Source organism: Klebsiella sp. CN_Kp075 (assembly GCF_040065055.2).
GTDB classification, from domain to species: Bacteria; Pseudomonadota; Gammaproteobacteria; order Enterobacterales; family Enterobacteriaceae; genus Klebsiella; species Klebsiella aerogenes.
The window spans coordinates 4220426-4240392 of the sequence record NZ_CM198050.1 but is presented as its reverse complement, the minus strand read 5'-3'; the positions used below and the strand labels follow the sequence as shown (position 1 = coordinate 4240392).

Below are 19967 nucleotides of genomic sequence, written 5' to 3'. Positions count from 1 at the left end.
ATGGGCTTAAAGCACCTGATTGAGAAACTTGAGCCGCATTTCACGCACGGCGGCAAGTTAGCAAAATATTACCCGCTGTATGAAGCGGCGGCGACGATCTTCTACACCCCGGGTTTAGTCACCCGCGGCGCCGCGCACGTACGTGACGCCATTGACCTCAAGCGGATGATGATCCTCGTCTGGTTTGCAGTGTTCCCGGCGATGTTCTGGGGCATGTACAACGTCGGCTTGCAGACAATTCCGGCGCTGCACAAGCTATACGGCGCCGAACAGCTGCAGCAGGTCATTGCCAACAACTGGCACTATAGCGTTGCCCAGTGGTTAGGGGTGAGCTTCAGCGCCGATGCCGGGTGGCTTAGCATGATGACGCTGGGGGCGGTGTTTTTCCTGCCTATCTACCTCACCGTATTCATCGTCGGCGGTTTTTGGGAAGTACTTTTCGCGATTGTGCGCAAACATGAGATCAACGAAGGCTTTTTCGTTACCTCGATTCTCTTCGCGCTGATTGTGCCGCCAACGATGCCGCTATGGCAGGCGGCGCTGGGGATCTCCTTTGGCGTGGTGATTGCCAAAGAGATTTTCGGCGGCACCGGGCGCAATTTCCTCAACCCGGCGCTGGCGGGGCGCGCGTTCCTGTTCTTCGCCTACCCGGCGCAGATTTCCGGCGACCTGGTATGGACGGCGGCAGACGGTTTCTCCGGCGCGACGCCGCTCTCCCAGTGGGCCAGCGGCGGTGGTGAAGCGCTGGTTAACGTCGCCACCGGCATCCCGGTGAGTTGGATGGACGCCTTCCTCGGCAATATTCCCGGCTCGATTGGCGAAGTGTCGACGCTGATGATCCTCATTGGCGGCGCGTTCATTATCTTTGCCCGTATCGCTTCCTGGCGCATCGTCGCCGGGGTGATGGTCGGTATGATCGCTACCGCTACGCTGTTTAATTTCATTGGTTCCGATACCAACCCAATGTTCTCGATGCCGTGGTACTGGCATCTGGTGCTCGGCGGGTTCGCCTTTGGCATGATGTTTATGGCGACTGACCCGGTCTCGGCTTCCTTTACCGATAAAGGTAAATGGAGCTATGGCCTGCTGATTGGCGTGATGTGCGTACTGATTCGCGTCGTCAACCCGGCCTATCCGGAAGGGATGATGCTGGCGATTCTGTTCGCCAACCTGTTTGCGCCGCTGTTCGATTACCTGGTGGTGCAGGCCAATATCAAGCGGAGGAAGTCGCGTGGCTGAGAAGAAAAGTAACGATAGCATCGGCAAAACGCTGCTGGTGGTGCTGGTGCTTTGTCTGGTGTGCTCCATTGTGGTCGCCGGTTCCGCCGTGGGCCTCAAGTCGCGTCAGCAGGAACAACGCGCGCTGGATAAACAGCGCAATATCCTGGCGGTCGCCGGCCTGATGCCGCAGGGGATGGATGCTGACGCGGTGGCGGAAACCTTCGCCGCGCGCATTACCCCTCGGCTGGTCAATCTGGCGACCGGCGAACTGCTGGATAAAGACCCGGGTAAATTTAATCAGGCCCAGGCGCTGAAAGATCCGCAGCAGAGCATCGCGCTCGACGCCAGCCAGGATCCGGCCGGGATTAAACGCCGCAGCAACCTGGCGGAGATTTACCTGGTGCGCGACGCGCAGCAGCAGATTCAGGAAGTTGTGCTGCCTATCTATGGCAACGGTCTGTGGTCCATGATGTACGCCTTCGTGGCGCTGGACGTCGATGGGCGTACGGTGAAAGGCATTACTTACTACGACCAGGGCGAAACGCCGGGGCTGGGCGGCGAGGTGGAAAACCCGAACTGGCGTCAGCAGTTTGTCGGTAAACAGGTGCTGGATGACAACGGCATGCCGTCGCTGAAGGTGGTAAAAGGCGGCGCGCGCGCAGGCGATCTCCACGCGGTTGACGGTTTATCCGGCGCCACGCTGACGTCAAACGGCGTGCAGCATAGCTTTGATTTCTGGATGGGCGAACTGGGCTTTGGTCCGTTCCTGAAAAAGGTTCGTGAGGGAGAGCTGAATAATGGCTGAACAGAGCGATATGAAAGAGGTGAAGCGCGTGCTGGTGGGGCCGCTTATCGCCAATAACCCCATCGCCCTGCAGGTGCTCGGCGTCTGCTCCGCGCTGGCGGTGACTACCAAACTGGAAACCGCCTTCGTGATGACCATTGCGGTGACGCTGGTGACGGCGTTTTCCAGCATGTTTATCTCTATGATTCGCCACCATATTCCCAATAGCGTACGTATCATCGTGCAGATGGCGATCATCGCCTCGTTGGTTATCGTGGTGGATCAGCTGCTGCGGGCTTTCGCCTATGAGACCTCTAAGCAGCTGTCGGTGTTCGTCGGGCTTATTATCACGAACTGTATCGTGATGGGGCGTGCCGAAGCTTATGCCATGAAATCGCCGCCGTTGGCCAGCTTTATGGATGGTATCGGTAACGGTCTCGGTTACGGCGCGATCCTGATTATCGTCGGCTTCCTGCGCGAGCTTATCGGCAGCGGCAAGCTGTTCGGTATCACCGTACTGGAAACGGTGCAGAACGGCGGCTGGTATCAGCCGAACGGCCTGTTCCTGCTGGCGCCGAGTGCGTTCTTCATTATCGGTTTGCTGATTTGGGCCCTGCGTAGCTGGAAGCCTGAACAGCAGGAAAAGGAGTAACCGATTATGGCTCATTACATTAGCCTGTTTGTCCGCGCGGTGTTCGTTGAGAACATGGCGCTGGCCTTCTTCCTCGGGATGTGTACCTTCCTCGCGGTGTCGAAAAAGGTCTCCACCGCTTTTGGCCTGGGCGTTGCGGTCACGGTGGTGCTGGGTCTTGCCGTACCTATCAACAACCTGGTCTATAACCTGGTGCTGCGCGACGGCGCATTGATGGAAGGCGTAGACCTCAGCTTCCTTAACTTCATCACCTTTATCGGGGTAATTGCGGCGCTGGTGCAAATACTTGAGATGATCCTCGATAAGTACTTCCCGGCACTCTATAACGCGTTAGGGATCTTCCTGCCGCTTATCGCCGTTAACTGCGCCATTTTCGGCGGCGTGTCGTTTATGGTGCAGCGCGATTACAACTTCCCGGAATCGATTGTTTACGGCTTTGGTTCCGGCATCGGCTGGATGCTGGCGATTGTCGCGATGGCGGGGATCCGCGAAAAAATGAAGTACGCCAACGTGCCCGCCGGTCTGCGCGGGTTAGGGATCACCTTTATCACCACCGGACTGATGGCGCTGGGCTTTATGTCATTCTCCGGTGTGCAGCTATAAGGGCGGAAAAGTATGGAAATTATTCTTGGCGTGGTGATGTTCACGCTGATCGTGCTGGTCCTGTCGGGGCTCATCCTGGTGGCGCGCTCGAAGCTGGTGAACGCGGGCGACGTGGTTATTGAAATCAATAACGAAGCGGATAAACAGATCCGCACGCCGGCGGGCGACAAACTGCTGAACACGCTCTCCAGCAACGGTATCTTCGTCTCTTCCGCCTGCGGCGGCGGCGGCTCCTGCGGCCAGTGCCGGGTGACCATCAAAGAAGGCGGCGGCGATATTTTGCCGACCGAGCTTTCGCATATCACCAAACGCGAAGCCAAAGAAGGGTGCCGCCTGGCCTGCCAGGTGGCGGTGAAGCAGAATATGAAAATTGAGCTGCCGGAAGAGATTTTCGGCGTGAAAAAATGGGAGTGCGAGGTTATCTCTAATGATAACAAAGCGACCTTCATTAAAGAGCTCAAATTACGGGTGCCGGATGGTGAAGCGGTGCCGTTCCGCGCCGGCGGTTATATTCAGATCGAATGCCCGTCGCATAAAGTGGCCTATGCCGACTTTGATATTCCCGATGAATATCGCTCAGACTGGGACAAGTTCAACCTGTTCCGCTATGTCTCTGAGGTGAAAGAGCCGACCCTGCGCGCCTACTCGATGGCTAACTATCCGGAAGAGGAGGGCATCATTATGCTCAACGTGCGTATCGCCACGCCGCCGCCGAAGGTTCCGGATGCGCCGCCGGGGATAATGTCGTCCTATATCTGGTCGCTGAAGCCTGGCGATAAGGTGACGATTTCCGGGCCGTTTGGCGAGTTCTTTGCCAAAGAGACCGACGCCGAGATGGTGTTTATCGGCGGCGGTGCGGGCATGGCGCCGATGCGTTCGCACATCTTTGACCAGCTTAAGCGCCTGCACAGCACGCGTAAAATCAGCTTCTGGTACGGCGCGCGTTCGCTGCGTGAAATGTTCTATGACGATGAGTTTGAACAGCTGGCGCGCGAAAACCCCAATTTTACCTTCCACGTCGCGCTCTCCGATCCGCTGCCGGAAGATAACTGGACCGGGCATACGGGCTTTATCCATAATGTTCTGTATGAAAACTATCTGCGCGACCATCCGGCGCCGGAAGATTGCGAGTTCTATATGTGCGGGCCGCCGGTGATGAACGCCGCGGTGATTAAAATGCTCAAAGACCTGGGCGTCGAAGATGAGAACATCATGCTCGACGACTTTGGAGGCTGATGATGTGGACGGTATTTGTCGCGACCTTTGTGATTTTTGCGCTGGTGATCCTCGGCATGTCCCTGGGCTACCTGGTGAAGCGTAAGAGTATTCAAGGCAGCTGCGGCGGGATCTCCTCGCTGGGGCTGGAGAAAGTCTGCGACTGTCCGGAACCGTGCGACGCGCGTAAGAAACGTCTCGCCCGCGAGGCGCAGCGCCAGCAGCAGCGCATTCTCTAATGCGCCGACGGCGCTACGCTTGCGTTTTCAGGCCGCTTTCGCGGCCTTTTTTATCTTACTGCCAGTTTTTCGCCTGCGCCGGAGAGTCCACCATCACGCCGTCGGCGCCCAGCTCTTTCGCTGTACGATAATCTTCCGCGCTATTGATACCGAAGAAAATGATGTGGGCCGGACCCTGCGAGCGGAAGCAATCCATCGCCTCTTTATCCCAGGTGAGCGTCGCCGGAGAAACGCCTTCACCAAGGGTAAACTTCTCGACTACCTCCACCTTGCGCTTCAGTTCCAACCCGTACCACTTATCGCCATCGCGCTGGCTGTCTTGCTGACACTGGTGGCTGAGCGAAACGTTTGCAAGCCTGGTTCGGGTTTCGCTGCGGCTAACAAAGCGGGGGATTGGTTGCGGCAGAGCGGCGATATAGCGGTCTTCGGTGGAATAAACCCGCACCCGCTCGAGGCTATGGGTGTTTTTTAACACCTCCAGCAGGCGTTCGCCCATCACCGTTGGATCGGCATCCGGTGATTTTATATCGATGTAGAAGAAGGTCTGCGGCCACTGCTGCAGCACGCTTTGTAAGGTCGGGATCGTGGCCTGCTTGCCGCGCCACGGATGGCTGTCATCGCCCCATTTCCAGCCAGCATCGACTTTCGCCAGCTCGGCGGCGGTTAAGCTTGAGACCTTGCCCTCGGCGTTGGTCAGGGCGGAGAGATCGCTTGAGCGATAGAGCACCGGTACGCCGTCGCGGCTTAGCTGTACCGTGACCCAGATGGCCTGCGCGTGGTTTTCCAGCGCCAGTTTGATGGCCGGTAGGGTATTTTCCGGCGCATCGCCGGTACCGCCGCGGTGGGCAATCAACTGCGGGTTGGCAAAAGCGCTGCCGGTCGCCAGCAGGCAGAGTAGCGTGAGTATTTTCTTCATGATTGTATCTTCCTGATTCATTATTTAAATATATGAAAATAAAGGTGATTTGTTTCACTTTTATGTTGTAACAGCTTTTTTGGCGGTTGAATTAAAAAAAGATAAAATTTGCGCGTAGTTTTGCTATGCTGTATGGGTATACAGTGTTGGGCAAGGCGATGCGTAAAATTATCCATGTCGATATGGACTGCTTCTTCGCAGCGGTGGAAATGCGTGACAACCCGGCGTTGCGCGATATCCCCATTGCCATTGGCGGCAGTCGGGTACAGCGTGGCGTGATTAGTACCGCGAACTATCCTGCGCGTAAGTTTGGCGTGCGCAGCGCGATGCCGACGGCGACGGCGCTTAAACTGTGTCCGCACCTCACGCTGCTGCCGGGGCGCTTTGATGCCTATAAAGAAGCCTCGAACCACATCCGCGAAATTTTCTCCCGCTATACCTCGTTAATCGAGCCGCTGTCGCTGGATGAAGCCTACCTTGACGTGAGCGACAGCGTACACTGCCACGGCTCTGCCACGCTGATGGCCCAGGAGATCCGCCAGACCATCGAGCGTGAACTGAATCTCACCGCTTCGGCTGGCGTGGCGCCGGTAAAATTTCTCGCCAAAATCGCTTCAGATATGAACAAGCCGAATGGCCAGTTCGTCATTGCCCCGCACCAGGTGGCGGAATTTGTGCGGTCTCTGCCGCTGGCGAAAATCCCCGGCGTCGGGAAGGTGTCGGCGGCGAAGCTGGAAAATATGGGGCTGCGTACCTGTGGCGACGTGCAGAACAGCGATCTGGCGATGCTGCTTAAACGCTTTGGTAAGTTTGGCCGTATCCTGTGGGAGCGCAGCCACGGCATTGACGAGCGCGAAATCCATAACGATCGTCAGCGCAAATCGGTCGGCGTCGAGCGCACTCTGGCGGAAGATATTCATGAGTGGTCAGACTGCGAAGCGATTATCGAAAATCTCTATCCCGAGCTGGAACGTCGTCTGGCGAAGGTAAAACCGGATCTACTGATCGCGCGTCAGGGCATTAAACTGAAGTTTAACGATTTTCAGCTCACTACTCAGGAGCACGTCTGGCCGCGGTTAAACAAAGAGGATTTAATCGCGACCGCGCGCAACGCCTGGCTCGAACGTCGGGGCAGCCGCGGCGTGCGGCTGGTGGGGTTACACGTGACGCTGCTCGACCCACAGCTCGAACGACAACTGGTGCTTGGACTATAACGATGTTAACGATCAGGGCGTATTCAGAAGATGATTTTCCGGCGCTGTGCGCCATTTTTTTGCGCGCGGTGAGAGAGACCGCCAGCCGGGATTATTCTCCCGCGCAAATTGCCGCCTGGGCGCAGGTTGATGAATCCCGCTGGCGGCAGAAACTTGCCGATTCGCAAGTGCTGGTGGCGGTTATTGATAATCAGCCGGTTGGATTTATCACCGCCGTTAATGATTATATCGACCTTTTATTCGTCTCGCCGGATTATGCCCGTCGTGGAATCGGTCATGCGCTCATCGGCGCGGTCTGCGCCAGCCATCCGGGAAAGGTACTGTCGGTCGATGCGAGCATAACGGCACGATCCAGTTTTCTTCGTCAGGGATTTCGTGTCGTCGCTGAGCAGCGAGTGGAATCGCGTGGAGAGTGGTTCACCAACTATCGAATGGAAAAACGCGGTTCGGGGAAGGCTGAATAGATACTGTTATCGGTTTGCGGCTGTTTTAGCTTGAGAAAAGCTTTTATCTCATAACGCTGAGAGTCTGTTGTGGTCCAGTCGCCGGCAGGGATTTTCCCGGAGGCGGCGCATTGCGCCTTGTCCGGGCTACCAAACTGCACATTACTGTAGCCCCGGTAAGCGGTAGCGCCACCGGGGATTTTGAGGCTGCGTGGTGAACAAATTAACGGTAGGCCGGATAAGGCGTTAGCCACCACCAGACAATACAGGTCATCACCGGGGCCCGGAGGAACAACCGGCGGCATCACGCCGCCGGTGCATGGCTTACTTCGCCGGAATCGCTTTCAGCAGTTCGGTCAGCAGCGTCCAGTACTGGCCGACGCTCTCGATATGAACCTGCTCATCCGGGGAGTGCGGGCCGGTAATGGTTGGGCCGATGGAGACCATGTCCATATCCGGATACGGTTTTTTGAACAGACCGCATTCCAGACCAGCGTGGATAATCTGGATGTTCGGCGTCTTGTTGAACAGGCGCTGATAGGTCTCGCGCACCAGGTGCATAACCGGAGAGTTGGCATCCGGCTGCCAGCCTGGGTAAGCGCCTTTGGCTTCGGTTTTCGCCCCGGCCAGTTTGCCCAGTGAATCCAGCATGCTGACAACATAGTCTTTACCGCTATCGATCAGCGAGCGAATCAGGCAGTGGATCTGCACGTTGTCGTCGGTCATGGTGACGACGCCGACGTTCAGCGAAGTTTCAACCACGCCTTTGGCGACGTCGGAGTTGCGGATCACGCCGTTCGGCGTCGCGTTCAGCAGGCGCACGAAACCGTCGCGGGAAGCTTGAGTCAGCGCCGCTTTATCGTTCGCGACCGCTTCCAGCAGGACGACCAGATTCTTCTCTTTGGCCGCCAGTTCGTTTTTCAGGATATCCTGGTAAGTATTCACCAGCGCTTTCAGCGCATCCGCTTTGTCCGCGGCGACGGCGACGGTCGCGAAGGCTTCACGCGGGATAGCGTTACGCAGCGTACCGCCGTTGAAATCGACCAGACGCAGATCCAGCTCATCGGCGTGGCCGGCGAGGAAGCGCGCCAGCAGCTTGTTAGCGTTGCCCAGGCCGACGTGGATTTCACCGCCGGAGTGGCCGCCTTTTAAGCCTTTCAGGGTCAGTTTAAAGCTCTGGAAACCGGCAGGAATCGCTTCGCGAGTCAGCGCCAGGTTAGAGGTGAAATCGATACCGCCGGCGCAACCCATGTAGATTTCGCCTTCTTCTTCCGAATCGGTATTGATCAGGATATCCGCCTGCAGCCAGTTGGCCTGCAGACCGAACGCGCCATCCATGCCGGCTTCTTCGGTCATGGTCAGCAGCACTTCCAGCGGGCCGTGGGCAACGCTATCGTCGGCCAGCACCGCCAGCGCCGAGGCCATACCGATGCCGTTATCCGCGCCCAGGGTGGTGCCGCGCGCTTTGACCCACTCGCCGTCGATGTACGGCTGGATCGGGTCTTTGGTGAAATCGTGGACGGTATCGTTATTTTTCTGCGGCACCATATCGAGGTGCGCCTGCAGAACCACCTGCTTGCGGTTTTCCATACCGGCGGTCGCGCTTTTACGAATCAGAATGTTGCCAACCTGGTCGCGTTCCGCGTGTAAGCCTTTTTCTTTTGCCCAACCCATGATGTGCTCGGCGAGCTGTTCTTCGTGATAGGACGGGTGCGGGATGGAGCAAATTTTGGCAAAAATATCCCAAAGCGGTTGCGGGGATAATTGAGACAATTCAGACACGATGAGTCTCCTTACAGTCACCTGCAAAAGTCGTTTACAGGTCGAGGGTTAGCAATAAGATTCACTACAAGCTCGGGCTTGCGCGATGTGGTTGAGAATACCACTTTCCGCGCGCTCTGCTAGTGTAAAGCACGCAAAAAGCGTTGCCGGAGGCGCTTAATACTGGTTTTTAGTGCGTCAGGTCTCTATAATCTCGCGCAACCATTTTCCCCCTCGAACAATATTTAAGCCGTTATACACAGGCTGGGACAATTCACATGAGCGAAAAATACGTCGTCACCTGGGACATGTTGCAGATTCACGCCCGCAAACTGGCAAGCCGTCTGCTTCCGGTTGAACAATGGAAAGGCATCATTGCCGTTAGCCGTGGCGGTCTGGTACCGGGAGCTTTACTGGCGCGTGAACTGGGTATTCGTCATGTTGATACCGTATGTATCTCTAGCTACGATCACGACAACCAGCGCGAGCTGAAAGTACTGAAGCGCGCTGAAGGCGATGGCGAAGGTTTCATCGTTATTGATGACCTGGTCGATACCGGCGGCACCGCCGTCGCTATTCGCGAAATGTATCCTAAAGCGCACTTTGTCACCATTTTCGCCAAGCCGGCTGGCCGTCCGCTGGTTGATGATTATGTGGTTGATATCCCGCAGGATACCTGGATTGAACAGCCGTGGGATATGGGCGTCGTCTTCGTCCCGCCAATCGCTGGCCGTTAATTCCCGCCAATAGTGAATAATTACCACGCCCGGTTATGCCGGGCGTGGTTTTTTTTACCCTGACGCAGGTTACAATAGCGAAAGCAGCAACATGATGGAGGCGGCACATGTCACAGGCTAACCTTAGCGAAACGTTGTTTAAACCCCGATTCAAATACCCGGAAACCTCAACGCTGGTCCGTCGGTTTTCCTCCGGCCAGCATCAGGGCATGCAGACCGCGCTGAGCGGTAATCACGTCGATCACTGGTATCGCTTAATCAATCGCCTGATGTGGATCTGGCGCGGCGTCTCGCCGCAGGAGATATGGGATGTCCAGGCGCGCATCGTGATGAGCGATGCCGAGCGCTCCGACCCGGAGCTCTACGATACGGTGATCGGCTATCGCGGCGGCAACTGGGTGTATGAGTGGACTAAACAAGCGATGATGTGGCAGCAAAAGGCGACCCAGGAAACCGATCCTCTGGTGAGCGGTCGCCACTGGCTGCACGCCTCCAACCTCTATAGCATCGCCGCCTACCCGCATATCAAGGGCGATGGATTAGCCGATCAGGCGCAGACGCTGGCCAATCGCGCCTATGAAGAGGCGGCGCAACGCCTGCCGGGCGAGCTGCGTGAACTGGAGTTCGCTATCCCCGGCGGCGCCCCGGTGACGGGCTTCCTGCATATGCCGAAAGGCGAAGGCCCGTTCCCGACGGTGCTGATGTGCGGCGGTCTGGATTCGCTGCAAACCGATTATTACAGCCTGTATGAGAAGTATTTTGCCCCGCTGGGTATCGCCATGCTGACGCTGGACATGCCGTCCATCGGTTTCTCAACCAAGTGGACGCTGAGCCAGGACACCAGCATGCTGCATCAGTACGTGCTGCAGCATCTGCAGAATGTCCCCTGGGTTGACCATACCCGGGTGGCGGCATTTGGTTTCCGCTTCGGCGCCAATATTGCGGTTCGTCTGGGGTATCTGGAATCGCAGAGACTGAAGGCGGTGGCCTGTCTGGGGCCGGTGGTGCATAACCTGCTGGTGGATCCGCAGCTGATGGCGCGGGTGCCGGAGATGTTCCTCGATGTGCTGGCATCGCGTCTTGGTATGCACGATGCTTCTGACGAAGCGCTGCGTGTCGAACTTAACCGTTATTCATTAAAAACTCAGGGCTTGCTGGGCCGCCGTTGCCCTACGCCGATGCTCTCCGGCTACTGGAAAGACGATCCCTTTAGCCCCGAAGAGGAGTCGCGGTTAATCACCTCGTCTTCGTCGGATGGGAAGCTGCTTGAGGTACCGTTTAAGCCGGTTTACCGTAATTTCGATCACGCATTGCGTCAGATCGCCCGCTGGATCAATCATAGATTTAGTTAATATATTGCTAAATTTTATTGGTTTGGTAAAACAGTTGCATCACTAAAGGAGATCGCAATGACGTTACCGAGTGGACACCTGAAAAGTAAGCTGATTAAAAAATTCACGGCGCTAGGCCCCTATATCCGTGAAGGGCAGTGTGAAGAGAACCGCTTTTTTTTCGACTGCCTGGCAGTTTGCGTCAACGTTAAACCAGCGCCGGAGAAGCGGGAATTCTGGGGCTGGTGGATGGAAATGGAAGCACAGGAATCTCGTTTCACTTATAGCTACCAGTTCGGCCTGTTTGATAAAGAGGGCAACTGGCAAGCGGTCGCCATCGACGATCCTGAGGTTCGCGAAAGACTCGAAAAAACGCTGCGTGAGTTCCACGAGCGCGCCGCGGCGCTGCTGACGACGTTCAATCTGAAACTCGAACCGGCTGACGATTTCAGCGAACCGGTTCGCCTGCGCGCGTAAGCTCTACTTTTGGCATCCGCTTTCTGCTGTGGGAAGCGGATGACCGCCAACGATCATTCTGGTCATCAGGTCACGGCGCTTCAGCCGTTATTCCTGCGCTTCGCGATGAGTTGACAACACCCGGAACGGCTGGCCGACCACTACCTGACCGGCGGCCAGATCTTTCGTCACCACGGTCCCCGCGCCAATTTTAACATTATCACCCAACGTCACCGGGCCGATGACCACCACGTGGGCGCCGAACTCGACGTTATTGCCAATTACCGGGCTTGCCCCTTCGCGGCCTTCGCTATCCGTCAGGCTGCCGATGGTGGCCCCCTGACGCAGAATACAGTTTTCACCGATGACGGTGCCGCGGTTGAGAACAATGCAGTGCGGATGATATAGCTTCAACCCGTAGCCGATCCGCGTCTGCCAGGGGAGTTCGACGCAAAACAGACACTCGTTAATCAGTTTATTGAGAATAACGAATGGAATGCCGAGCAGCTTGTAAAACGGGTTGCGGCTGCGATACAGCGTCGCGAGGCGATAGAGCAGAATCGCGATTTTCGCCTTCATACTGCCGGTATGTTTGATCTCGCGGCGGACCTGACTGATGGCATTAGGCATGAATTCTCCGTTTACTTAAGGGAAAAGGTGGTCAGTTGATACCAGCCGTCGGCGGTTTTACCCTGGTTGGCCAGCAGCAGCCGCGGCTTGCCCTGGGCATCGGTGATGGCGGTCTGCAACGCGTAATCGCCGGCGGGCAGCGCGGCGGGTAGCGTCAGAGTGACAGTGCTTTGCATCTCCCCCGGCAGCCAGCGGCGCACGTCATCCTGGGTTTTTACCTGGGTAACCGTGGCGCCGGCGGCGTTGACCACCCGCCATTGTACCGGGTAGAACAGGTAGGCCGGGGCGACGCCATCATTACGCCAGGTAACACTGACCGCTAACGGCTTACCAGCCTTAACCGGCGTTTCGAAGGCGAGTTTGTTGACCCGGAAACGGTAGCCGATTCGCAGTAAGGCTTTATCGACAATATCGCGGTATTCCGTCGGAATCGGTCGCGATTTCAGATTCAGGCTGCTGGCGTGTTGCTGCAGCGCCCAGTCGAAGGTGGCCTGCACCTCTTCACGCGTGTAGTGCTGTACGCTCTGCCATTCGCTCATATAGCCGCAGATCTCAAGGCTGACGGGCGCCCGTTTCCAGCTATCGACAAATCCCGGCGCCGCTGCCTGAGCGGCAGCCAGACGCTGCGGATAATCATCGCGCATATGGCTCCACTCGCTGGAGAAGTTATGCCAGTCGCCCCAGCAGTCCGCCCGCCAGCCCGCGCCGCGGCGGCTGGCCCAGGCCAGCGAATCGCCGCCGCTAATCAGCATGACTTTCGGCGTTTTCGGGAAGCTATCGAAATGCATATCAACATAGCGATTGAGCTGCTCCGGCGTGTACTTCTCCATTAACGGTGGAATCTCGCTAAAGTTGGAGTTGTGCCATTCGCCCCAGGAGCCGACCATGCCGATATCGATAAAGGCCAGTTCCGGATTGCCGTCATAGCGCTGACCGAGGGCATTCAGCAGTTTCTGCGCATAGGCGATAAAAGTTGGATCGCTGAGATCCGGCACGAAGGTTTTGCCGTCGGCGACCCACTGTCCTTTGATCCCTTTGGCGATCAGCCAGTTGGGAATTTTCGATCCCGTTTGCGGATCGTCAAGCGCCATCACCCTCAGGCCGACGTTCATGGCTGGCTGATGGTTGGCGGCGACGCTAAAGGCGTTATCGATCGGGGCGAAATTGTAGACCCCTTCCTGTGGTTCCAGCTCGCTCCAGTAGAAGCGGTCGTACTCAAAACCAGTATCGGGATACTCGGCGCGGGTTGGTTTTTCACCATAGCCATCATGAAAGCTGGCGACGCCGATGCCCGGGTTGGTGAGCTGGCCGTCGAAAGGAGGCGGGGTGATGACCGTGGTTTGCGCGCCAACGGACGCTGACGCCAGCGTGCTGGCCAGCAGCAGGGCGCGAAACAGAGGAGCTCTACGCAAAGATGATATCGCCATACTCAATTCACTTTGTCATGTGGTCATGAAGATTAACAAACCACGTCCAGATACCGACGTGGAAATTTTTAAATACATCAATGCCTAATGCTGATTTCAGCATATAGAGCGCCAGCAGGATCGACAGCAGGGCGAATACCACGCCAAGCGTAATCAGCAGAGTCGCGAAGATGCGTCCGAATAGGGTGCTTTCACGCGAAACTTTGCGTAGATCGCGACCAAAAAGAATCACCACAAAATAGCGGCGATGCAGGAACGGAAAGCTGTGGCGAAAATCGATGCGATGGCGTGACGCCAGGTTGGCGCGCACCAGCGCCTGCTCGATTCCCCGTTTCTGCTCCGCGGTTAATGAGGTTTCCACCTCCTGGTCAAGCGCGGCATAAAAGCGCTCGACCACCAGTTCAGCTGTAGATTTCGGCACGAGTAACCTGCTTACGTTAAGCGCTGATAGACTTGCGCAGTTTGCGCGGCAATTTCCGGCCAGCGGTACTTCGGCATAAACTCACCGTAATCCGCTTTTTCTCCTGCGACCCACTGCTGCAGTTTCTGCGTCAGGGCCGGAACGTTGCCGACGGGAAAGTAGTCCGCTGGCGGCAGACCAATTTCAAGGTTGGCCGGAATGTCGCTGACCACCACCGGCAGCGACCACGACATGGCTTCCAGCAGCGCGATTGGTAATCCTTCATGATAAGAGGGCAGCACGAATAGCCCGGCCTGCGAGAACAGCGTATGCAGCGGCGCGCCGCTGATAAAGCCGGTGAGGATGACGTTTGGCGTGGCGGCCGCCTGTTGCTTCAGGCGCTCGCTATATTCATCGGCGTGGTCGGCATCGCCAATGAGCACCAGCGGTACCGAACACCCGGCGGCGGCATAGGCGGCAACGAGATCGTGCAGTCCTTTCTCTTCGACAAAACGGGCCACGGCAACGATATACTGGCCCGGTTTTAAACCGTATTTATCGAGGATCTCCGCCTGCCGATCCGCGGGCGGCAGTTCGACCTGGCGTACGCCGTTGTAGATAACGTGGGCGTTATGTCGTCCATGCTTGTGCTTAATCAGATTATTGATGACCTCGGAAATGACGATCACTTCATGGGCGTATTTCACCGCCCATTTTTCGCCAAGGCGCAGCATCTCTTTGGCCATCCGGCCCCATTTCTGCCGATCGTAATCCGGGCCATGATGGGTAAAGACGACGCGTTTTCCCAGCAGACGCAGCAATGGTACCACCAGGCCGGGGCCAACGGCGTGAACGTGAACCACGTTGGAGCCGTCGAATAAGGTACTGAACGCCGCCAGCGTCGAGTGAATAATAGCCTCGAATTTACGGCTTTTCGGCGCCCACAGGCTCTTGAGTTTAACGCCCTGATATTCGCTGCGGCGGTAGTTCACATACGGCGAGCGGGCGATCACGCAGACTTCCGCGCTGCCCTGGCGATAGATTTCCGGGTATAAATTCTGGCAGTGCGTTTCGACGCCGCCCTGCACATCGGGGATCCCGCGAGTGCCTAATACCGTGACGTTGATGGTCATTTTTTCTCCCCGACAAGTTGCTGATAAAGCGCCTGCAGCACCTGCATGTGGCGGGCGAGATCGTATTTTTCTTCCAGCCGCCGGCGGGCGTTAATTCCCATATTGCGGGCCAGCTCAGGGTCTGCAGCCAGTTTGTCCATCAGTTGCGCCAGCGCGTCGCTATTGCCGGGTTCAACCAGATAGCCGTCGACGCCGTCACGGATCTGTTCCGGGATACCGCCAATATTGCCGCCGATCACCGGGCGGCCAAAAGCCATGGCTTCGAGCACCGACATGGAGCAGTTTTCATAATATTCAGAGGGTACGACTACCGCGCGGGCCCCGCGAATAAGGTTATTCAGCTCCTCGCCGTGTTTCATATAGCCAAGGAACTGCGGGCCGCTGAAACGCGCGCGCAGGTCTGCGCCCAATGGGCCGTCGCCGACAATCTTAAGCGGCATCGCCTCCCGCATTTTTTGCTGCGCCTGCGCCAGCGTCGGCACGCCTTTTTCCCGGCTCAGGCGGCCAATATAGAGAAAATAGTCGCCTGCGGTGTCGCCGGGCACGGTGCTGTCGGCATCGATACCGTTGACGATCACTTCAATGCGGGCGTCGGGCAGCTTACGCAGCAGGGTCTGGCGCATAAACTCGCTCGGGGCGATGATACAGTCGAGCATGGCGTAATTCCTGGCGAACTTCTGCCAGTAGGCTTCCAGCGACAGTAGCAGGCTTTTAAAAGTATCGCCCTGCTGGCAGCGGTGACGAAAGGCGTTGATCACCGACCCGGTGAGACACTCTTCGCAGACATGACCATCTCGCAGCATGGTGTAGGAAGGACAGACGATTTTGTAATCGTGGGCGGTGAGTACCGTTTTGCAGCCAAAGCGTTTCGCCACGCCGATAACGGCAGGCGTAAGCTGATGATAAATATTATGAAAATGAACAATATCCGGCCGCTCACGCAACAAAAGCGTGTTGAGCTTCGCGCAGGCCTCGGCATTATAAATAAAGTCCACCCCGGCTTTGATTTTGCTCATCAGGCCGTGACTGTCGTGATAATCGACGTTATGGACGAAAAATTCCTCCCACGGCGACGGTTTATTTTCCGCGTGCTGCATGCTGAAGTCGACCACCTGGTAGCCGGCTTGCAGCATCGCGTCGCGCTCCTGAAAATAAACGGTTTCCGCGCCGCCTTTGATAAAGAAGAATTTGTTAACGAAGAGAATTTTCATTTTCAGTATCAATATGCTGTGGATTCGAGACGGTCACCGCCGGGCGTTTCATCGGATCGCGCACGGAATTAATCACCCCGCGCAGCAGCCCCGCTGAAAATAGCGATAAGTTAATGGCACTCTGCACGCCATCGCGCAGCGATTTATTTTTGATGGCCTTCAGAGCGATAAACGCCAGCAGCGGCAGCAGGGCAATGGCGATAACCTTGCCATTGAAGGTCAGCAGGCAGATCAGTAAGACCAGAAGATAGAGGGTGAAGATCAGCTCATTACGTACAATCCGCAGCGCCGCCGGGAAATGGGCTTTACCCCAGCAGTTTCGGAGCAACTCGCCCGGCGCCCACAGGAAACCGTTTTTCCAACGGTAGGCCAGCATTTTAAAGGTCGGCATGGTGTAAGAGGCGTGGCTAAAGTAGGGCGCCGCCAGGCGATGCAGCTTGTAACCTGCGGCCTGTAAACGAATGCCCAGCTCCGCTTCTTCGTAGCCGTGCAGGTTGAGGTTGGTCAGATAGCCGATTTTCTCGATCGCTTCACGACGATACAGGCCGCCTCCGCCCAGATGATCGGTGTCGCCCTGCGGATAGATCAGATGCAGGCGCTGCTTGCGCGATTTGAACTCGTAGTTCGAGGCATCATCCATCTCGACGCTGCCGGCGACTCCGGCGTACTCCGGATGCGTCTCCAGGAATTCGACCGCGGTATCGAGAAAACCCGGCTCCAGCTCCATATCGCCATCCAGCAGCAGCAGATAATCGCCTTCGCTATAGAGCCAGCCCAGCTGGTGGCCGATACCGCAGCAGCGGTCGGCGGCGTTATCCAGGCACACCACCATCGCGCCTTTCGCGATAGCCAGTTCGCGGGTGTTATCCGTTGATAAGCTGTCGGCGACGATGATTTGATGCGGGTACGGTTGCAGCTGTTTGCGCACGCTATCGATGGTTTTTTCGATGCCCTGCGCTTCATTCAGAGTCTTGATGCTGACGGTAATTGATGGCGTTTTATTCATAGTGGGTACCGGAGTTAAGACGGACAGCGCGGTGGATGACAATCAGCGCCCCGAGGGCTAACCATAATAAAAACTGTAGCATGGGAATGATCATCAGGATCTGGCTGTACGGCAGGCTGAGCAGACAGCCGATGACAAAAACGTAGAACGCCGGCGCCGAGCTAAGGAGTTGCAGATCCTCAAGCTTGAGATCGTGGCGCGAAAAGGTCTCTTTCGGCCGCATGGCGACCAGGATGGAGGCGATGGTGCCAATGAACAGAATGATGCCGATAATCCCCACTTCCCACAGCAGCATGCTTAAAGCGGTGGAGTCGAGGATCAGGTGATACCAGGCGCCGATATAGCCCGGCGAGACGGTACTGCCGCTGTTAGTGGCGTTAAGGCCGTAACCAAACAGCATGCCGCCCGGGCCGAACAGTTCGTTATGCTGCAGCCAGAAGAAGAGGGTGGTAAAACGCCCCAGTTCGCCGCTTGGCATAATGTAGTTAGTATCAAAAATATAGCCCAGCGAATCGATAAATACCGATAGCGCGCTTTTGGTCGGGTCGCCGCCGAAGGCCGAGGAATAGTTGGAGGCCAACACGGTAATGGCGACAAAAATTAATAGCGCCATGCCGGCGGCGATGATCAGCAGCGATCGCAGGCTAACTTTACTCACGCCACTCACGTAGCCTGGCAGGATCCACAGCAGGGCCAGCAGGAACGGCGACAGCAGAATGACGAATTTTACTTCCCCCACCACGCAGAGGAAGAAACCCAGCGCGATGTGGATCACCAGCGATTTAAATGAGCAGATGCCGTGCTTAAACTCTGACACTTTCATGAGCATGATCAGCAGACAGAACATCCCCATCGCCGCGGTGTTGCCGCCGCCCATCGGGTCGCCACCGAAAGTGCCGACCACCGAGTCCCACTTCTCATCTTCGCCGCGAAACGCCACCCGTTTAGGCACCACGAAAATCACCTGATAGATAGCGACCGGGATCTGCACATAGTAGATCCAGTAGAAAAGCCGCGTCAGACGATACAGTTGTGATTCACTAAACATCCCCAGCAGCATGCAAAACATCAGTAGCGACAGCGCCAGCTCGTTTTTAAAGCCGACGATGGCGGTGACGACCCCTGACTGCAGTACCGTTGAGACCAGCCCGAGTACGATAAAGGTGAGATACAGCGCCAGTATTAGCTTTTCCCGCCCGGTGAGCCCCAACGGCTGCGGGCGGCTCTGCATCAGGAGCAGCACCGCCATCACCAGCACCAGAAAAAATGGCAGCCACAGCACGGCCGCGATACCGGTGAAATACTGGACCGTACCGCAGAACACCAGCGTCATCAGGGCATAGGCTTCGAGATAGCGGCCGGTGTTTAGCTGCATATTTTCTGCTCCTGCAGCGAAAGCGTTTTCGCCCGCTGATTCATTTTGAGCAAAATGAATAAGTAACGCGCGAAGGTCAGGAACGAGAAGGCCAGCAGGGCGATTTCATAACTGACGCCAAAGTACGGTAAGGCGATGAAGGCGATGACGATAATCAGTAACTGCTCAATCTGAATACGTAGGAAGTAGCGTCGGGAGCCGAAGATCAGTTCGATCACCGTCAGCGGGCTGACCGCCAGCGCGGCGAACAGATAAGGCAGCATGTAGCGCGAGGTGGGGATCGAATTCAGCCACTCCTCGCTAAAGCCAAGGCGCATCACCAGCGGATAGAAAATCCAGATACCAAGGATGCACACCGCGGCGGCGCCCAGCAGCAGCAGGCGAACCTTTTTATATTCCGGATAGTTAAAGGTGTGGTTGCGAAAATCCATCGACCATTTAGAAAAGATGGAGTTGCGCACGGCGTTACCGATAATCATCACCGGCGACAGGCAGAAACGGCTGACCACTGAAAAGTAGCCGGCGACCAGCGGCGAGAACCAGATGTTAATCAGCATCGTCGGCAGATTATTACTGGCCATCGCCAGCACCTCGGCGCTGCCGACGCGGCTAATATGCTGCCAGTGCTCGCGTAAAAAACGCAGATTCGTGGCAATCGAAAAGTGGCGCAGCGTTAAGCTTTTGAAGTTAAACAGGCGAATCAGGCAGGCGATCAATAGCAGCAGGATCCCGACCATCCACGCCAGATAAAACAGCGTTGGGTTGGGCATCACCAGCAGCGCAATGGCCACTACCAGCGACACCGCAATGCGCTGGAAAGTCAGGAAAGGATAGTTGCCGCCGCGCAGGGAAAGGTTTTCCGCCACCAGCACCAGCGCATAGCCAAAAGTCAGCAAATAGAGAAACGCAATGTTAAGTTCGAAGATAAGCCCGGAAATGACCGCCCAGGGGAGGGCCATCACCAGGCTCTGCAGCAGGCAGAACACCACGTTTTGCCCAAGCTCGTGATCCTCCTGACGGGGGATTAGCAACTGTGAGGCAAAGGTACAAACCTGCGCGCCGATCAGCACATTGCTGTAGATCATCGCGTAATGGCCGACCTCGGCCATACCGTAGCGATGAGAGATAAGCCAGACCGAAAAGGCGCCGATCAGCTGCGAAAGCACCGATGAACTGGCGATGGATGAAATACTCTTAATCAGATTCATAGGCG

21 protein-coding genes are annotated in these 19967 nt (G+C 56.5%); 11 read left to right on the top strand and 10 right to left on the bottom strand.

The window, feature by feature from the left end; translation table 11 throughout:
* The 6 genes from ABLV78_RS20335 to nqrM are packed head-to-tail and all read left to right on the top strand — an operon-like array spanning window position 1 to window position 4714.
* The gene (locus ABLV78_RS20335; protein ID WP_015704471.1) at window positions 1–1239 is read left to right on the top strand and encodes an NADH:ubiquinone reductase (Na(+)-transporting) subunit B; all 1239 of its coding nucleotides are present in this window, start codon (window positions 1–3) and stop codon (window positions 1237–1239) included.
* On the top strand, window positions 1232–2026 hold the full coding sequence (locus tag ABLV78_RS20330; RefSeq protein WP_047047381.1) for a Na(+)-translocating NADH-quinone reductase subunit C: 795 nt from the start codon (window positions 1232–1234) through the stop codon (window positions 2024–2026). Before ABLV78_RS20335 ends, ABLV78_RS20330 begins: the two co-directional genes overlap by 8 nt.
* Entirely contained in the window at window positions 2019–2657 is a 639-nt protein-coding gene (locus ABLV78_RS20325) for an NADH:ubiquinone reductase (Na(+)-transporting) subunit D (RefSeq protein ID WP_002889716.1), read from the top strand. The genes ABLV78_RS20330 and ABLV78_RS20325 overlap by 8 nt, the downstream gene beginning before the upstream one ends.
* 6 nt (window positions 2658–2663) lie before the next feature.
* Complete coding sequence (gene nqrE / locus ABLV78_RS20320) at window positions 2664–3260, top strand: NADH:ubiquinone reductase (Na(+)-transporting) subunit E (RefSeq protein ID WP_015368115.1); 597 nt, start codon at window positions 2664–2666, stop codon at window positions 3258–3260.
* A gap of 12 nt (window positions 3261–3272) precedes the next feature.
* On the top strand, window positions 3273–4496 hold the full coding sequence (gene nqrF / locus ABLV78_RS20315) for an NADH:ubiquinone reductase (Na(+)-transporting) subunit F (protein WP_015368114.1): 1224 nt from the start codon (window positions 3273–3275) through the stop codon (window positions 4494–4496).
* A 2-nt stretch (window positions 4497–4498) separates the two neighbouring features.
* Entirely contained in the window at window positions 4499–4714 is a 216-nt protein-coding gene (gene nqrM, locus ABLV78_RS20310; RefSeq protein ID WP_015368113.1) for a (Na+)-NQR maturation NqrM, read from the top strand.
* Between the two features lie 55 nt (window positions 4715–4769).
* Here nqrM and ABLV78_RS20305 read toward each other — a convergent pair whose 3' ends face one another.
* Window positions 4770–5630 (bottom strand): glycerophosphodiester phosphodiesterase family protein, encoded by an 861-nt coding sequence (locus ABLV78_RS20305; protein ID WP_047047375.1) that lies wholly within the window; start codon window positions 5628–5630, stop codon window positions 4770–4772.
* A 158-nt stretch (window positions 5631–5788) separates the two neighbouring features.
* Between ABLV78_RS20305 and dinB the strand changes: the two genes are divergently transcribed.
* The gene (gene dinB / locus ABLV78_RS20300; protein ID WP_015704475.1) at window positions 5789–6844 is read left to right on the top strand and encodes a DNA polymerase IV; all 1056 of its coding nucleotides are present in this window, start codon (window positions 5789–5791) and stop codon (window positions 6842–6844) included.
* Between the two features lie 2 nt (window positions 6845–6846).
* Window positions 6847–7308, top strand: a complete 462-nt coding sequence (locus ABLV78_RS20295; RefSeq protein ID WP_045391137.1) for a GNAT family N-acetyltransferase — start codon at window positions 6847–6849, stop codon at window positions 7306–7308.
* Window positions 7309–7611: 303 nt separating this feature from the next.
* Here ABLV78_RS20295 and pepD read toward each other — a convergent pair whose 3' ends face one another.
* Complete coding sequence (gene pepD, locus ABLV78_RS20290) at window positions 7612–9069, bottom strand: cytosol nonspecific dipeptidase (RefSeq protein WP_047047374.1); 1458 nt, start codon at window positions 9067–9069, stop codon at window positions 7612–7614.
* Between the two features lie 257 nt (window positions 9070–9326).
* Here pepD and gpt point away from each other — a divergent pair, with 257 nt between their 5' ends.
* From gpt to crl, 3 genes are all read left to right on the top strand, one after another.
* Window positions 9327–9785: a xanthine phosphoribosyltransferase gene (gene gpt / locus ABLV78_RS20285; protein ID WP_002889733.1), complete on the top strand. Its 459-nt coding sequence runs from the start codon at window positions 9327–9329 to the stop codon at window positions 9783–9785.
* Window positions 9786–9892: 107 nt separating this feature from the next.
* Window positions 9893–11137 (top strand): esterase FrsA, encoded by a 1245-nt coding sequence (gene frsA, locus ABLV78_RS20280; protein ID WP_045391134.1) that lies wholly within the window; start codon window positions 9893–9895, stop codon window positions 11135–11137.
* Between the two features lie 57 nt (window positions 11138–11194).
* Window positions 11195–11593, top strand: a complete 399-nt coding sequence (crl, locus tag ABLV78_RS20275) for a sigma factor-binding protein Crl (protein WP_045380819.1) — start codon at window positions 11195–11197, stop codon at window positions 11591–11593.
* A gap of 87 nt (window positions 11594–11680) precedes the next feature.
* Here crl and ABLV78_RS20270 read toward each other — a convergent pair whose 3' ends face one another.
* Genes ABLV78_RS20270 through ABLV78_RS20235 form a run of 8 tightly spaced genes read right to left on the bottom strand, consistent with a single transcriptional unit; the run spans window position 11681 to window position 19962 of the window.
* Window positions 11681–12202 (bottom strand): serine acetyltransferase, encoded by a 522-nt coding sequence (locus tag ABLV78_RS20270; protein WP_045391132.1) that lies wholly within the window; start codon window positions 12200–12202, stop codon window positions 11681–11683.
* Window positions 12203–12213: 11 nt separating this feature from the next.
* Window positions 12214–13629: a DUF4832 domain-containing protein gene (locus ABLV78_RS20265; RefSeq protein ID WP_348865211.1), complete on the bottom strand. Its 1416-nt coding sequence runs from the start codon at window positions 13627–13629 to the stop codon at window positions 12214–12216.
* A gap of 7 nt (window positions 13630–13636) precedes the next feature.
* Window positions 13637–14050 (bottom strand): hypothetical protein, encoded by a 414-nt coding sequence (locus ABLV78_RS20260; protein WP_047047368.1) that lies wholly within the window; start codon window positions 14048–14050, stop codon window positions 13637–13639.
* A gap of 11 nt (window positions 14051–14061) precedes the next feature.
* Window positions 14062–15162: a glycosyltransferase family 4 protein gene (locus ABLV78_RS20255; protein WP_059342122.1), complete on the bottom strand. Its 1101-nt coding sequence runs from the start codon at window positions 15160–15162 to the stop codon at window positions 14062–14064.
* On the bottom strand, window positions 15159–16373 hold the full coding sequence (locus ABLV78_RS20250) for a glycosyltransferase family 4 protein (RefSeq protein ID WP_045391124.1): 1215 nt from the start codon (window positions 16371–16373) through the stop codon (window positions 15159–15161). The genes ABLV78_RS20255 and ABLV78_RS20250 overlap by 4 nt, the downstream gene beginning before the upstream one ends.
* A complete protein-coding gene (locus ABLV78_RS20245) occupies window positions 16354–17379 on the bottom strand; it encodes a glycosyltransferase family 2 protein (protein WP_045391122.1) in 1026 nt (341 codons plus the stop codon). Before ABLV78_RS20245 ends, ABLV78_RS20250 begins: the two co-directional genes overlap by 20 nt.
* A complete protein-coding gene (locus ABLV78_RS20240; protein WP_047046091.1) occupies window positions 17372–18754 on the bottom strand; it encodes a hypothetical protein in 1383 nt (460 codons plus the stop codon). Before ABLV78_RS20240 ends, ABLV78_RS20245 begins: the two co-directional genes overlap by 8 nt.
* Window positions 18745–19962 carry a lipopolysaccharide biosynthesis protein gene (locus ABLV78_RS20235; protein ID WP_047046087.1) on the bottom strand — a complete coding sequence of 406 codons (1218 nt, stop codon included), beginning with the start codon at window positions 19960–19962 and terminating at the stop codon, window positions 18745–18747. The genes ABLV78_RS20240 and ABLV78_RS20235 overlap by 10 nt, the downstream gene beginning before the upstream one ends.
* Window positions 19963–19967 lie beyond the last annotated feature (5 nt).